Source organism: Streptomyces paromomycinus (assembly GCF_003865155.1).
GTDB classification, from domain to species: Bacteria; Actinomycetota; Actinomycetes; order Streptomycetales; family Streptomycetaceae; genus Streptomyces; species Streptomyces chrestomyceticus.
Map to the genome: position 1 here is coordinate 4,926,800 of NZ_BHZD01000001.1, position 14,077 is coordinate 4,940,876.

The window sequence follows — 14,077 nt, forward strand, 5'->3', positions numbered from 1 at the left end:
GGTCGCGACCGGCACCTGATATCCGACCGGTATTGGCGTGACCGGGGTCACTTCTTGCCGTCGAGTACCGCCTCCATGACCTTCTTGGCGATGGGGGCGGCCAGCTTGCCGCCCGCGATGTCGCCGCGGAGCGTGTCCGAGCCCTCGATCACGACGGCGACGGCCACCGGCGTTCCCTTGGAGGTCTTGGCGTAGGAGATGAACCAGGCGTACGGGTTGTCCTTGTTGTTCTCGCCGTGCTGGGCGGTGCCGGTCTTGCCGCCGACGGTGACGCCGTCGATCTGGCCGTTGGTGCCGGTGCCGTTCTTGACGACACCCTCCATCATCTCCTGGAGCTTCTGGGCGTTCTCCGGCTTGAGCGGCTGGCTCATCGCCTCGGGCGTGTGCTGCTGCACGACGTTGAGATTGGGGGCCACCAGCTGGTCGACCATGTACGGCTTCATCAGCTTGCCGCCGTTGGCGATGGCCGCGGTGATCATGGCCATCTGCAGCGGGGTGGCGCGGTTGGACGCCTGGCCGATGCCGGCCATCGCGTTCTGCGGCCGGTTGTCGGTCGGGTAGACGCTCTCGGCGGCCCGTACCGGGGTGTCGACCTCGGGGTTGTTGTAGCCGAACTTCTCGGCCTCGGCCTTCATCTTCTTGTTGCCGAGGTCGGCGCTGATCTTGCCGAAGACGGTGTTGCAGGACCAGCGCAGCGCTTCCTTGAGGCTGGCGTTCTCGCAGGGGATGTTGCCCTCGTTGTTCAGCGGCTGGTGTGCGGTGTCCGGCAGGTACCAGGGCAGCGGCGAGTCCGTCTTGGCGTTGATGTCGGTGTAGAGGCCGTTCTCCAGCGCGGCGGCGGCGGTGACGACTTTGAACGTGGAGCCCGGCGGGTAGGTCTGGCGCAGCGCCCGGTTGAGCATCGGGTCGTCCGGGTTGTTCTTCTTCAGCAGCCCGTTGTACGCCTTGGCGTCCTTGTCGGACATGCCGGCGAAGGTGGAGGGGTCGTACGACGGGGTGCTGGCCAGCGCCAGGATCGCGCCGGTCTCCGGGTTGATCGCGGCGACCGCGCCCTTGCTCTTGTTCAGGCCGTCGTAGGCGGCCTTCTGCGCCTTGGCGTTCAGGGTGGTGACGACGTCGCCGCCCTTCTGCTTCTCGCCGGTGAACATGTCGACCGTACGGCTGAAGAAGAGCTTGTCGTCGGTGCCGGACAGGATGCTGTCGTTGAGCTTTTCGAGCTGGTTGGAGCCGAACGCCTGGGACGCGTAGCCGGTGACCGGCGCCCACATCGGGCCGTCCTTGTAGGTCCGCTTGTACTTGAAGTCGCCGCTCTCGTTGGTGGTCGAGCCGGTGACGGCCTTGCCGTCGACGATGATGTTGCCGCGCGGCTGGCTGTAGCGCTCGATGGCCACGCGCCGGTTGTGCGTGTCGTTCTTCAGCTCGTCGGCCTGGACGAACTGCACCCAGTTGACGCGGATCAGCAGTGAGAGAACCAGCAGGCCGCAGAAGATGGCGACGCGGCGCAGAGGCTTGTTCACGGGCGGACCACCTGGGTCATCTCGGCGTCGGTGGAGGGCGCGGGGGCCGGGGCGGGACGGCGCGCGGTGTCGCTGATGCGCAGCAGGATCGCGACCAGGGCCCAGTTCGCGATGACGGAGGAGCCGCCCTGGGCGAGGAACGGCATCGTCATACCGGTCAGCGGGATCAGACCCGTGACACCGCCGGCGACGACGAAGACCTGGAGGGCGAAGGCGCCGGACAGGCCGATGGCGAGGAGCTTGCCGAACGGGTCGCGGGCGGCCAGCGCCGTACGGATGCCGCGCTCGATGAGCAGGCCGTACAGCAGCAGGATCGCCATCACGCCGGCGAGACCGGCTTCCTCGCCGACGGTGGCGAGGATGTAGTCGCTCTTGGGCGCGATGCCGCCGATCAGGCGGGAGTAGCCCTGGCCGAGGCCGGAGCCGAGGATGCCGCCGGAGCCGAAGGAGTACATGGCCTGGGCGGTCTCGGTCACGCCGCCGTTGATCAGCTGCAGGGGGTTGAGCCAGTTCTGCACCCGCTCCTGCACGTGCGACTCGAAGGTGGCCACGGCGACCGCGCCGCCGGCGCTGAGCAGCAGGCCGAAGACGATCCAGCTGGTCCGCTCGGTGGCCACGTACAGCATGATCACGAAGAGGCCGAAGAACAGCAGGGACGTACCGAGGTCGGTCTCGAAGACCAGGATCATCAGGCTCAGCGCCCAGATGACCAGGATCGGGCCGAGGTCGCGGCCGCGCGGCAGGTACAGGCCCATGAAGCGGCGGCTGGCCAGCGCCAGCGCGTCCCGTTTGACCATGAGGTAGCCCGCGAAGAAGATCGCGATGACGATCTTGGCGAACTCACCGGGCTGCAGCGAACCGACACCGGGGATGGTGATCCAGATGCGGGCGCCGAACTTGGCCGGGAAGAAGATCGGGGCGATCAGCAGGATCAGCGCGACGACCATCGAGATGTAGGTGTAGCGCTGCAGGACACGGTGGTCCTTGAGGAAGATCAGCACGCCGAGGAAGAGGGCGACGCCGAGCGTCGACCACATCAGCTGTCCGGGCGCCATCGCGCCGCCCAGCTGCTTGGTGGTGATCTGCGGTTCCTGGTCCAGACGCCAGATGAAGACCAGGCCGAGACCGTTGAGGAGGGTCGCGATGGGCACCATCAGCGGGTCGGCGTACGGGGCCCACTTGCGGACGACGAGGTGGGTGATGCCGGCCAGCAGGCCGAGGCCGAGGGCGTAGCCCAGGACGCCGGCCGGGACCGAGCCCTCCTTGGCCAGGCCCACGTTGATGTACGCAAACACCGCGATGAGCACCGCGAAGACGAGCATGGCCAGCTCGGTGTTGCGGCGACTCGGGGCGCCGATCGTGCCCACGGTGGTCGTGGTGGTGGTACTGCTCATCAGTTCTACGGCCCCCTACGCCCTCACTGCTGGGTGCTGCAATTCTTTTCCAGCTTCTGCTGCTCCTCGGAGGGGGGCGTCTGGCTGGTGGTGGGTGTGGGTTTCGGAGTCGCCTGGGGCGCGCCGGGCTTGCCGGGCTTGTTGTTCTTTCGGGCGTCTTCCTCGGCCTTCTTACGGGCCGCCGCCGCACGCTCCGCCGTTTCCCGCGTCTCCTTCGAGCGGCAGGCGGTGGCCTGCTTGCCCAGCTCGGTGACCTTGTCGATCGCCTGGTTGCGGCTGTCGACGGCGATGGTCTCCTTGACCTGGTTGCGCTGGTAGACCGGGAGGTACTTGAGTTCGATCTCCGGGTGGTCCTCGTCGACGTTGTTGAGCTTGATCCAGGCGAGGTCCTGGCTGATGCCCTGGTACAGCGCGACGTGGTCGTCCTTGGCGCCGACGAAGTACTGCGTCTGCGTCCAGCGGTAGCCCGCGTACAGGCCGCCGCCGACCACGGCCAGCGCCAGCACGACGATCAGCGAACGTTTGATCCACCGGCCCCGGCCGCGCTCCGGCTTGAGGAACTCCTCGTCCGTGAACGCGCCGAACGAGCCCTGCGGCGGGCCCGGGACGCCGTTGTCGCCGCTGCCCGGCGGACCGAAGGAGCCGCCCGGCGCGCTCTGCGGCGCGTCCCGGTGGCGGCCCAGTTCGGCGGCGCGGGCGGCCGGCGTCTGCATCGTGCTGGGGTCGCTGAGCTGGTTCTGGTTCTCGGCGACGGCACCGACGACGACCGGGGTGTCGTTGAGGTGACCCGCGAGGGTGTCACCGGCGTCGACGTCCAGGACGTCGGCGACGATGCAGGTGATGTTGTCCGGGCCACCGCCGCGCAGCGCCAGCTGGATCAGCTCCTGCACCGTCTCGTGCGGACCGTGGTAGCTGGCGAGGGTTTCTTCGAGGGTCTGGTGGCTGACCACGCCGGACAGGCCGTCCGAGCAGATCAGGTAGCGGTCGCCGGCCCGTACCTCGCGGATCGACAGGTCGGGTTCGACGTGGTCGCCGCTGCCCAGCGCGCGCATCAGCAGGGAGCGCTGCGGATGGGTGGTGGCTTCCTCCTCGGTGATCCGGCCCTCGTCGACGAGCCGCTGCACCCAGGTGTGGTCCTGCGTGATCTGCGTCAGGACGCCGTCGCGCAGCAGGTAGGCGCGGGAGTCGCCGACGTGCACCAGGCCGAGCCGCTGCCCGGTCCACAGCAGGGCGGTCAGGGTCGTGCCCATGCCCTCCAGCTGCGGGTCCTCCTCGACCATGACGCGCAGCTGGTCGTTGGCGCGCTGGACGGCCGTACCGAGGGAGGTGAGGATGTCGGAGCCGGGGACGTCGTCGTCGAGCTGGACGAGGGTGGAGATCACCTCGGAGGAGGCGACCTCGCCCGCGGCCTGGCCGCCCATGCCGTCGGCGATGGCGAGCAGGCGCGGGCCGGCGTAACCGGAGTCCTCGTTGCCCTCCCGGATCATGCCCTTGTGCGATCCGGCGGCGAAGCGCAGTGACAGACTCATACGCACCTCGCCCGTCGGCTCGGGGTACATCCGCACGGTGCCCACCCTCCGGTCGGGAGCACGCTCGGGTCCGTCGAGTGGACCGCCACGGCTCGCTCGCTCCGCTCGCGCTCTTTCATGACGTAGCACTACTTCCGCAGCTCGATGACGGTCTTGCCGATGCGGATCGGGGCGCCCAGCGGAATCGGTGTCGGGGTCGTCAGTCGGGTCCGGTCGAGATACGTGCCGTTGGTGGACCCGAGATCCTCGACGATCCACTGGCCGTCACGGTCCGGGTAGATCCTGGCATGCCGGCTGGAGGCGTAGTCGTCGTCCAGCACGATCGTGGAGTCGTGCGCGCGTCCCAGGGAGATGGTCTGGCCCTGGAGGGCGACGGTCGTCCCCGTCAACGTGCCCTCGGAGACCACCAGCTTTGTGGGGGCACCGCGGCGCTGACGGTTGTTGCCGCGGCCGCCTTCCTGGCGGCGCTGCTGCGGCGGCGCGGCCTGCTGGCGCTGCTGCGAACGCGCCTCCTGGCCGCCGCGGCGGGCGGCGCCGCGCTGCGTGACCCGTGTGCCGAACAGGTCGCTGCGGATGACCTGGACGGCCACGATGACGAACAGCCACAGTACGGCGAGGAAACCCAACCGCATGACCGTGAGGGTCAGCTCTGACATTGCCCCCGCTTCACCCTTCGGCTTGCCGGTAAACGATGGTGGTACTGCCCACGACGATCCGCGAGCCGTCGCGGAGCGTAGCGCGGGTGGTGTGCTGCCCGTCTACCACGATGCCGTTGGTAGAACCCAGATCCTGGATGGTCGGCGGCGTTCCGACGCGGATCTCGCAGTGCCGGCGGGAGACTCCCGGATCGTCGATCCGTACGTCGGCGTCGGTGCTGCGGCCCAGGACGAGGGTCGACCGGGAGATCTGGTGGCGGTTGCCGTTGATCTCGATCCAGCGTCGCGTCGGTGCGCCGCGCTCCGCGCCGCCCCGGCCCTGGTACCAGCTGTCGGAGGCCGCACCGGGCTGCGGTCCGGCGCCGGGCGTCCCCGGGCGGGACGCGGGCTGGGCGATACCGGGCGGCGAGGTGGGCATGGGGGGCGGACCCACATGACCGCCGGGGCCGGACGGGCTGTTCCGGGGCGCGGTGGGGCGCTGGGCCGCCGCGGCGGCACCCGGGTGCTCCTGGGACGTGCTGGACGCGAGGGTGCGGCTGCGGACGCGGTACAGGCCGGTGTCGAGATCGTCGGCCTTCTCCAGGTGCACCTTGATCGGGCCCATGAAGGTGTAGCGCTGCTGCTTGGCGTAGTCGCGGACCATGCCGGAGAGCTCGTCTCCGAGCTGGCCGCTGTACGGGCTGAGCCGCTCGTAGTCGGGGGTGCTCAGTTCGACGATGAAGTCGTTGGGGACGACCGTGCGGTCGCGGTTCCAGATGGTGGCGTTGTTGTCGCACTCGCGCTGGAGCGCGCCGGCGATCTCAACGGGCTGCACCTCGGACTTGAACACCTTGGCGAAGGTGCCGTTGACGAGACCTTCGAGACGCTGCTCGAAGCGCTTCAGTACTCCCACGGGGGCACCTCCTTCCTCAGTCTTCGTCAGGTCGGTCTTCGACAGGGTCGTCCTGATACTGCTTACTGATCGTATCCACGCGCCGGGAAATCGGCTGGTTCCCCTTTCCCGTCGTGAGGACGAGTGTCGCCCCTCACAAGGTTGCTCACTGCTGCTTGCTGGTGCGTCACTCCGGCGTAACCGCGATGGGGCCGCGGTGCCGCCATGGTGAAACCCGCAGTGCCGCCGGCCGCCGGGACGGGCCCGGGCACCGCGATGGCTTCGCGATGGGACCGCGCCGGCGTTGCGATGGCACTGCGATCGTAGATGTGCCCCACTCACAGTGTCCCGCAACCGCCGGGTTCGCCGACCGGGTGGGGCGGCGAGGCGGGGGCGGATGCGGGCGGGGGTGTGCGGGGGTGGCGGGAATCGGTCGGGGTGGCGGGAATCGGGCTGGTCCGGGGTGCGGCCGGGACGGACGAGACCGGTCGTCGGGTGTGGCGGACGAGCGACGGCCGGAGTGGTGCGAGCGGCGACCGGGCGGGGGGATCGGTGGCTGCCGGGTGTGGCGGAGGGGTGACCGGGGGTGGTCCAGAGGGGGGAGTCGGTGCGGGGTGCGGGGTCGGGCCGGGGCGCTGGTCGTCATGGCGGGGCACGTCGGGGTGACGGGTGACGGCCGACGGGTGACGGAGGGCCTCGACGGGTTCCGGGGCAGGTCACGGACGGGTGCCGGAGAACGGATGTGATTGCACCCCCGACAGCGTGCTAATGTTCTGCATGTCGGAAGGCGCTCACACAAGACCCGGACGGAACACCCCGGATCGCGTGAGAGAATCGGATGACACACCCAATGCGCGGGTGGCGGAATAGGCAGACGCGCTGGATTCAGGTTCCAGTGCCCGAAAGGGCGTGGGGGTTCAACTCCCCCCTCGCGCACAGATGAGACCCCCGGTCCGGGATTCCCGGACCGGGGGTCTTGCGTTGTTCCGTCGATGCGCAGATGGTCTCCCGATGATTGCTCCGCCGGATTCCCGCGCAGGCCGCCTCCCCCCGGGCCCGCACTGACGGGCAGTGAGTTCTACATCACACCGGCGGCCCCGCGTCGCGTCGGCGAGCGCTACGTCACATCGGTGACTGCCGTACTGAAGGCGCGGGTGCGCGCGGTCTCGCGGTCCTGGTGCCAGACGAGTCCGAGTGCGGAGTCCGGCAGGCCGGTGACCGGTACGAACGTGATGTCGCGGCGCCCGTGGTAGTCCGCCGTGGGGCGGCAGAGCAGCATCGCGCCGCGTCCGGCGGCGGCCAGGGTGAGGCCCTCCTGGAGGGTGCGGACGCCGGGGCCGGGCGGGATGGGGCGGCCGCCGGGGGTGCTGGTGGGGGCCTGGGCGTAGCGCCAGTACTCGGGGGCGGGGCCTTCGACGCCGACGAGCGGCCCGTCGGCCAGGTCCTCGGCGTCGATGGAGGCGCGGGAGGCGAAGGGGTGCCGTACGGAGACGGCCAGGGTCTGCTGCTGCTCGGAGAAGACCGGGCCCAGTACGAGGCCGGGTTCCTCGACGGGCAGCAGGACGACGGCGGCGTCGACCTCTCCCCGGTGCACCGGGCCGAAGGGGTCGTGGAGCGGAATCTCGACGATCTCCGTGGCGCATCCGGGGTGGCGGGTGTGGAAGGTGTCGATGGCCCGCATGATCCGGTCGTCGGCGGTCCCCTGGAAGCCGATGCGCAGCCGGCCCTCGATGCCGCGGGCAGCGGCGACGGTGGACTCGATTGTGCCGCGCAGGGCGTCGTAGGCGGGGCGCAGGCCGGCCAGGAAGTCCGTACCCAGAGGGGTGAGCCGTACCCGGCGGCTGGTGCGCTCGACGAGGCGGGCGCCGACGCGGCGTTCCAGGGCGCGGACGAGCTGGCTGACGCGGCTCTGGGAGACGTACAGGCGTGCGCCGGTGCGCCCGAAGTGCAGTTCTTCGGCGAGGACCAGGAAGCACTCCAGTTCGCGCATCTCCAGGCCGCCGGAGGTGACGGGCGCGGTGTTGCTCCGGGGGGAAGGGGTACTCCGGGTACTCCGGGATCGATGAGCCACGCTCATGGAAGCGTGCGGGGTTCGCCGTTGTTCCCGCGGGTGGCTGCGCATTGGCTGGGGGCATGAAGACGATCGAGGAAACGGCGGGCCGCGACGGCGAGTTGCGGCGGGGCGCGGGGTGGCCCGCGGTGGGAGGACTGGCGGCGGCCACGTTCACGGTGGTGACGTCGGAGATGCTGCCGGTGGGGCTGCTGACGCCCATCGGGGGCGCGTTGGGGGTCACGGACGGTACGGCGGGCCTGACGCTCACGGTGGCCGGTGTGGTGGCGGCGTTGGGGGCGCCGGTGCTCACCCTGGCGGTGAGGCGTGCTGACCGGCGGGTGGTGCTGTGCGGGCTGATGGCGATGCTCGCGGCGGCGAACCTGCTGGCCGCGTGGGCGCCGGACTTCGGGGTGATGCTGGCGGCGCGGGTGCTGGTCGGGCTGGGTATGGGCGGTGTGTGGGCGCTGGCGGCGGGGCTCGCGGTACGGCTGGTGGCGGCGCGGTCGGTGGCCGCGGCGACATCGTTGATCTTCAGTGGGGTGGCTGCCGCGTCCGTGCTCGGGGTGCCGATGGGCACGCTGATCGGGCAACTGGGCGGGTGGCGCGCGGCGCTCGTGGTGGTGGGCGTGCTGGCGGCGCTGGTCACGGGGGCGCTCGCCGTGCTGCTGCCGCCGCTGCCGGCCGAGGGGGCGGTACGGCTGGGCGGGGTGCTGCGGCTGTTCCACGACGCGCGGGTGCGGACCGGGCTGGTCGTGGTGGCGCTCCTGGTGGGCGGGCACTTCGCCGCGTACACGTATGTGCGGCCGGTGCTGGAGGAGGTGTCCGGGGTCGGTCCCGGGGTGATCAGCACGTTGCTGCTGGTGTACGGGGTAGCGGGGGTGGCGGGCAACTTCGTGGGCGGTGCGGGTGCGGGGCGGTCGCCGCGCGGCACGCTGGTGGTGATCAGCGCGGTGCTGGCCGGGGCCGTGCTGCTGGTGCCGGTGCTCGGGGTGGGTGTGCCGGGGGCGGCGGCGTTGCTGGCGGTCTGGGGGCTGGCTTACGGAGGGGTGTCGGTCAGTACGCAGACTTGGCTGATGGTGGTGGCCCCGGAGGCGCGGGAGGCGGCGTCCGCGCTCTTCGTGGCGGTGTTCAACGCGGCCATCGCCCTGGGTGCCTTCGGCGGGGGCCGGGTGGTGGACGGCTGGGGGATCACCGCGGTGCTGTGGAGCGGGGGCGCGCTGGCGGTGGGGGCGTTGGTCGCGGTGGGGGTGGGGCGGGGGCCAGGGGTGGGGAGAGTGTGAAGGGAGTGGTGAAAGACGGACTGTTCGGGGAGCTGTGGGGGACGGGGCGGGCGTGCGGGGCCAAGGGGGACGGTGGGGGCTTCGCGGCCGCGACTTTCGTTACGGCAGGGAGCGACGAATGGTGACTGTGTCGGTGGGCGGGGCGTGCCTACGCTCGGTACGTGAACATCAGGGGGAAGGAACAGGTGGCGGACGGGGCAGCGGACCGGGTGACTGCGGACCGTGCGACCCCGGACCGGGCGGCGGTCCGGGCGGCGGGGGTCCGGCTCGCGGAGGTCCGGGCGGCGATCGGGCGGGGGTGGCGGTGCCTGGCCCGTCCGGAGCAGTGGCCGCCGTACCGCGTCGTCGGTGAGTCGCTGCTGGCACTGCTGCTGGGCCTGATCGCGCTCGGCATGGAGAAGCTCAGCGACAGCGGTGACGTCCGTACGTGGCTGGTGACGGGCGCGGTGGTGGTGCTCGCACCGCTGCGCCGAGCTCTGCCCGGCACGGTGCTGATCATCGCGGCGGCGCTGAGCTGGTCGTACGCGGGGATGATGGTGCTGCTGATCGTGGCGGGCTGGTCGGCCGGGCGCCGGATCGCGGGCAGCGCGCGGGCGTTGGCGGTGTTCGCGGTGGCGCTGCTGGCGGGCACGGTGGTGCCGGTGGTCCAGGATTTCCCGCTGGTGTCGCCGGAGAAGCTGATGATCCTGGCGGTGTGCTTCCTGGCGATAGTGGCCATGCCGGGCATCTCAAGTCGTTACTGGTCGCAGAACCGCACCCTGGTGGAGACGCTCCACGCGCAGCGCACCCAACTGCTGCGGGAGAACGCGATGATCGCCCGCCAGACGCGGCTGCGCGAGCGGCAGCGCATCGCGCAGGACATGCACGACAGCCTGGGTCACCAGCTCACGCTGATCGCCGTGCACACGGGCGCGCTGGAGGTGGACTCCGAGCTGAACGGGCGGCAGCGGGAGGCCGTCGGCGTGCTGCGCGGGGCATCGGTGGCGGCGATGCGCGAACTGCGTGAGGTGGTGGGGCTGCTGCGCGACGAGCACGAGGACACGGCCGGCGCACATCCGGCGATCGGCGCGGGCACGGCTCCGGACGCGGGGCAGCGCGGGGTGGACCAGGTGGACGCGCTGGCCGAGGCGTCGCGTGGCGCGGGGGCGCGAATATCCGTCTCCCGGTCGGGGGAGCCGCGCGCGCTGGCGCCGGCCGTCGACCGGGCCGCCTACCGCATCGTGCAGGAAGGGCTGACCAACGCGCACAAGCACGCGTCGGGGGCGCCGGTGGCGGTGGCGCTGCGCTACGAGCCGGACTCGCTGCTGGTGGAGGTCGTCAACGGTCCGGTGCCACCGGGCGCGGCCGGCGGTCCCCAGGTCAGCGGCGGCCAGGGGCTGACGGGGCTGCGGGAGCGGGCACGGCTGGTGGGCGGCATGGTGCACAGCGGTCCGGTGCCGGGCGGCGGCTTCCGGCTCGCAGGGGTGCTGCCGTACGGGCCGGTGGCGGTGCCGGCGACGGCCAGGGAACCCGTACCGACGGGAGAAGCGGCAGGGGCGGCAGCCGGGCCGGGTGGGCCAGGCGGCCCGTGCGGTCCGGATGCTCCGATCGGCGGTTTCCCGGACCCCGGGCGCGGGCGCCCCGTGGTGCGAACCGGCAAGGACGGTAAGCCGGTCATCGACTGGTCCCGGGTGTATGCGGCGCCGGACACGGCGATGTTCCGCGGGGAGCCGAGGCGCAGCGGGTTCGCCGTCGGGTGCGGTCTGGCGGCGGGCGTGGTCGTGGTCCTGGGCCTGGTGACCGCGTGGGGAGCGGTCGAGCTCTTCAAGGCGATGGAGGAGAGTTCGGTGGCACCGGCCACCTTCGAGCGGCTGAAGACCGGGGCCCCGGAGGACGAGGTGCGCGAACAACTGCCGGCGGAGTCGTTCCTGAACAGCGAGCTGAACGACCAGGGGCCCGCGAAGCCGGAGGGCGCGCGTTGCGAGACGTTCGCGTCCGACGAACCGTCCGAGGACTGGGCGCAGGAGCGCGCGTTCCGGTTCTGTTTCAAGGACGGGAAGCTGGTGGAGAAGCAGACCTTCGTGGGGAAGGTCTGAAGGCGGCCGGACGGACCGGCGCGTGAGTGGGGGGAAGATGGCGCTGTCCGTGGAAGCAACCGACCGAGCCCGTGCGGGAGCCCGAGTGATCAGGGTGATCGTGGCCGACGACGAGCCGCTCATCAGAGCCGGTATCCGGATGATCCTCACCTCCGACCGGGACATCGCGGTCGTGGCGGAGGCGGGCAACGGCAAGGAGGCGGTCGAGGCCGCGCGGGTCCACGGTGCGGACGTGGTGCTCCTGGACATCCAGATGCCGGTCATGGACGGGCTGACGGCACTCGCCGAGCTGCGCCGCGCGGCACCCGCCGTACGGGCCTTGATCCTGACGACGTTCGGGGAGCGGGAGAACGTCCTGCGGGCGATGGGCGAGGGAAGCGCGGGCTTCCTGTTGAAGGACTCCGCGCCGGACGAGCTGATCCGGGCGGTGCGCGCCGCGGCCGAGGGCCATGCCTACATGTCGCCGGTGGCGACCCGGCACGTGGCCGATTCGCTGGTGGCACACGGCAGCGGTGCGGACGGCGAGACCGGCGCGACGCGCACGGCACGGCGTGCGGAGGAGGCCAGGCGGCGGCTGTCCGTCCTGACGGAACGGGAGAAGGAGGTGCTGTCCCTGCTCGGCGAGGGGCTGTCCAACGCCGACGCGGGTGAGCGGATCCACATGAGCGAGGCGACGGTGAAGACGTACGTCAGCCGGATCCTGTCCAAGCTGGGCTGCGAGAACCGGGTACAGGCGGCGTTGCTCGCGCGCGACGCGGAGTCGGGGGCGTAGGGCGGCCCGACCCGAATGGCGTCCGGGCCGGGCAGGTGCGGGGCGTGCGCGGGCCTGCGCGGGGCCGCGCCGGGCCGCGGTGCGTCAGATGGTGAGGCGCGTGTCCGTAGCGACGGTTCGGGCGGTGAGGCGCGTGTCCGTAGCGTCGGGACGGGCGGCGAAGCGCGTTCCGTAGCAGTTGCTTCAGGCGGCCGGGCGCGTGTCCGTAGCGTCGGGTCAGGCGGCCAGGCGGCCAGGCGGCCAGGCGGCCAGGCGGTCAGGTGGTCAGGCGGCCAGGCGCGTGGCGAGGGCCTTGGCCTTGTCGGCGGCTTCCTGGAAAGCCTTGTCGCGGGACGCCTCGTACAGCGGTATGAGGTCCGCCATCGCGGGGTTGGTGGGCGCCATCGTCAGCTCGGGGACGATGAAGTCGACCTCCATGCCGAACATGGTGCCGAGCACGGCCTCCAGGTAGTTCTGCACGTAGTCGAAGCCTGCGCGGGGCGTGCCCGGGGCGTACGAGCCGCCACGGCTGGTGACGACGGTCAGCGGCTTGCCCTTGAGCGTGGACTCGTCCCCGGTGGTCCGGTTCATGATGATCACGTGGTCCAGCCATGCCTTCACGGTGGAGGGGATCGTGAAGTTGTACATGGGGGCGCCGAGGACGACCGCGTCCGCCTGTTCCAGCTCCTCCACCAGTTCGAGGCGCTGCGCGAAGGCGGCCCGCTGCTCCGGGGTGAGGTCTTCCGGGGCGCTGAAGGCGGCGGTGAATCCAGCGGCCTCCAGGTGCGGCAGCGGTGTGGCGGCGAGGTCCCGGTAGACGACGGTGCCGTCGGGGTGCTGCTCCTCCCAAGCCTTGCGGAAGGCGGCGGTCACCGCGCGGGAGGCGGATCCGTCGGCCGGGAAGAGGGAGGAGTCGAGGTGCAGGAGCGTGGCCATGATGCGGTCCTTCGGTCGTGGCCGGCATGCGGCCCGCGGATGAGTTCCGTTCGTACCTATGGATAGAACAGTAGCTTACTTTTCTTTAGTACCCAACGCCGGAGCAGTAACCTGGGCGTATGACGGAGCGCGGCGAAGAGGCATGCAGGCAGGTGGACACCGGCATGACGCGGGTCTTCGCGCTGTTGGGGAAACGGTGGACCGGCCTGGTCGTGGCCGTCCTGCTCGACGGCCCCGTGTACTTCGCCGAGCTGCGGCGGGCGGTCCCCGGAATCAGTGAACGCATGCTCTCGGACCGGCTCACGGAACTGTCCGCGGCCGGTCTGGTCGTGCGCGAGGTGGATGGCGGCCCGCCGCTGCGCGTCTCGTACCGCCTGACCGAGGCGGGGCGGGCACTCGACCCCGCGCTCAAGGAACTGTCCCGGTGGGCGGAGACGTACCTCGCCGACGGCGGGCAGTGCCCGGCACGCTTCCGGGGCTGAGCAGGGGCGGGCGGCGGCGGGGCCGGCAGGGCCGGGGGCCGGGGCTGTCTGTGGCCCTCAGCCGAGCCGTGCCTGCGCGGCGTTGTAGCGCAGCAAGTACGAGGCGAAACGGTCCAGGTCCTCCTCGTCCCAGTCGGCGAGCCGCTCGTGGAACGCCTGGCGGCGGCTGGCGGTGACATTGGCCAGCATCTGCGCGCCCTTGGTCGTGGGGTGCAGCACCTGGACGCGGTGGTCGTCCGGGTCGACGCGCCGCTCGACGAAGCCGAGCTTCTCCAGGGCGGAGATCTGCCGGCTGACCGTGGACTTGTCCAGGAGGTAGTGCGCGGCGAGGTCGGTCGCGCGGCATCCCTGCTGGTCGTCGAGGTGCGCCAGCAGCGTGTAGGAGACGAGCGAGAGCTCGGGGTGCATGCGGGCGGCGGTGGCGCGTGCCCGGCGGGCGAACGCGGTCATCTCCTGCTGGATGGTCTCGACGGATTCGTCTCTGCGGGCCACGGGTGCTTGCCTTTCGTTGAAGTAGTTGTATAGTACAACGT

At 71.0% G+C, this 14,077-nt stretch carries 12 protein-coding genes and 1 tRNA gene; 5 read left to right on the forward strand and 8 right to left on the reverse strand.

Going from position 1 to position 14,077, the window contains the following annotated elements:
- Positions 1–47: 47 nt before the first annotated feature.
- The 5 genes from OEIGOIKO_RS20810 to OEIGOIKO_RS20830 form a co-directional block, all read right to left on the reverse strand.
- Positions 48–1,517, reverse strand: a complete 1,470-nt coding sequence (locus OEIGOIKO_RS20810) for a peptidoglycan D,D-transpeptidase FtsI family protein (protein WP_125055314.1) — start codon at positions 1,515–1,517, stop codon at positions 48–50.
- Positions 1,514–2,911, reverse strand: a complete 1,398-nt coding sequence (locus tag OEIGOIKO_RS20815) for an FtsW/RodA/SpoVE family cell cycle protein (protein WP_125055315.1) — start codon at positions 2,909–2,911, stop codon at positions 1,514–1,516. Before OEIGOIKO_RS20815 ends, OEIGOIKO_RS20810 begins: the two co-directional genes overlap by 4 nt.
- Positions 2,912–2,934: 23 nt before the next feature.
- Positions 2,935–4,440, reverse strand: a complete 1,506-nt coding sequence (locus OEIGOIKO_RS20820) for a PP2C family protein-serine/threonine phosphatase (protein WP_125055316.1) — start codon at positions 4,438–4,440, stop codon at positions 2,935–2,937.
- Between the two features lie 128 nt (positions 4,441–4,568).
- The gene (locus OEIGOIKO_RS20825; protein WP_030017036.1) at positions 4,569–5,096 is read right to left on the reverse strand and encodes an FHA domain-containing protein FhaB/FipA; all 528 of its coding nucleotides are present in this window, start codon (positions 5,094–5,096) and stop codon (positions 4,569–4,571) included.
- Between the two features lie 10 nt (positions 5,097–5,106).
- Positions 5,107–5,988, reverse strand: coding sequence for an FhaA domain-containing protein (locus tag OEIGOIKO_RS20830; protein ID WP_125055317.1), 882 nt, complete (start codon positions 5,986–5,988; stop codon positions 5,107–5,109).
- An 831-nt stretch (positions 5,989–6,819) separates the two neighbouring features.
- On the opposite strand from OEIGOIKO_RS20830, the gene OEIGOIKO_RS20835 reads away from it, so the two are divergent.
- Positions 6,820–6,903: transfer RNA gene (locus OEIGOIKO_RS20835), tRNA-Leu, on the forward strand.
- A gap of 181 nt (positions 6,904–7,084) precedes the next feature.
- Here OEIGOIKO_RS20835 and OEIGOIKO_RS20840 read toward each other — a convergent pair.
- Positions 7,085–7,957: a LysR family transcriptional regulator gene (locus OEIGOIKO_RS20840; protein ID WP_125058825.1), complete on the reverse strand. Its 873-nt coding sequence runs from the start codon at positions 7,955–7,957 to the stop codon at positions 7,085–7,087.
- 143 nt (positions 7,958–8,100) lie between these two features.
- Between OEIGOIKO_RS20840 and OEIGOIKO_RS20845 the strand changes: the two genes are divergently transcribed.
- The 3 genes from OEIGOIKO_RS20845 to OEIGOIKO_RS20860 all read left to right on the forward strand — a co-directional run bounded on the left by OEIGOIKO_RS20845 (position 8,101) and on the right by OEIGOIKO_RS20860 (position 12,147).
- Entirely contained in the window at positions 8,101–9,300 is a 1,200-nt protein-coding gene (locus tag OEIGOIKO_RS20845) for an MFS transporter (RefSeq protein ID WP_125055318.1), read from the forward strand.
- Positions 9,301–9,461: 161 nt separating this feature from the next.
- Positions 9,462–11,375, forward strand: coding sequence for a sensor histidine kinase (locus tag OEIGOIKO_RS20855; protein WP_246177455.1), 1,914 nt, complete (start codon positions 9,462–9,464; stop codon positions 11,373–11,375).
- Positions 11,376–11,460: 85 nt separating this feature from the next.
- Positions 11,461–12,147, forward strand: a complete 687-nt coding sequence (locus OEIGOIKO_RS20860) for a response regulator transcription factor (protein WP_125055320.1) — start codon at positions 11,461–11,463, stop codon at positions 12,145–12,147.
- Positions 12,148–12,411: 264 nt separating this feature from the next.
- Here OEIGOIKO_RS20860 and OEIGOIKO_RS20865 read toward each other — a convergent pair whose 3' ends face one another.
- Positions 12,412–13,062: an FMN-dependent NADH-azoreductase gene (locus OEIGOIKO_RS20865; RefSeq protein WP_125055321.1), complete on the reverse strand. Its 651-nt coding sequence runs from the start codon at positions 13,060–13,062 to the stop codon at positions 12,412–12,414.
- A 119-nt stretch (positions 13,063–13,181) separates the two neighbouring features.
- Between OEIGOIKO_RS20865 and OEIGOIKO_RS20870 the strand changes: the two genes are divergently transcribed.
- Positions 13,182–13,544, forward strand: a complete 363-nt coding sequence (locus OEIGOIKO_RS20870) for a winged helix-turn-helix transcriptional regulator (protein WP_125046061.1) — start codon at positions 13,182–13,184, stop codon at positions 13,542–13,544.
- 57 nt (positions 13,545–13,601) lie between these two features.
- On the opposite strand, the gene OEIGOIKO_RS20875 is transcribed toward OEIGOIKO_RS20870, so the two are convergent.
- Positions 13,602–14,036 (reverse strand): MarR family winged helix-turn-helix transcriptional regulator, encoded by a 435-nt coding sequence (locus OEIGOIKO_RS20875; RefSeq protein ID WP_125055322.1) that lies wholly within the window; start codon positions 14,034–14,036, stop codon positions 13,602–13,604.
- Between the last annotated feature and the right edge of the window lie 41 nt (positions 14,037–14,077).

Excerpts from the sequence above, each read along its gene's own strand:
- OEIGOIKO_RS20815 (WP_125055315.1), bottom strand. The coding sequence starts at position 2,911 with ATGAGCAGTACCACCACCACGACCACCGTGGGCACGATCGGCGCCCCG.
- OEIGOIKO_RS20820 (WP_125055316.1), bottom strand. The coding sequence starts at position 4,440 with ATGAGTCTGTCACTGCGCTTCGCCGCCGGATCGCACAAGGGCATGATC.
- OEIGOIKO_RS20825 (WP_030017036.1), bottom strand. The coding sequence starts at position 5,096 with ATGTCAGAGCTGACCCTCACGGTCATGCGGTTGGGTTTCCTCGCCGTA.
- OEIGOIKO_RS20840 (WP_125058825.1), bottom strand. The coding sequence starts at position 7,957 with ATGCGCGAACTGGAGTGCTTCCTGGTCCTCGCCGAAGAACTGCACTTC.
- OEIGOIKO_RS20845 (WP_125055318.1), top strand. The coding sequence starts at position 8,101 with ATGAAGACGATCGAGGAAACGGCGGGCCGCGACGGCGAGTTGCGGCGG.
- OEIGOIKO_RS20865 (WP_125055321.1), bottom strand. The coding sequence starts at position 13,062 with ATGGCCACGCTCCTGCACCTCGACTCCTCCCTCTTCCCGGCCGACGGA.
- OEIGOIKO_RS20870 (WP_125046061.1), top strand. The coding sequence starts at position 13,182 with ATGACGGAGCGCGGCGAAGAGGCATGCAGGCAGGTGGACACCGGCATG.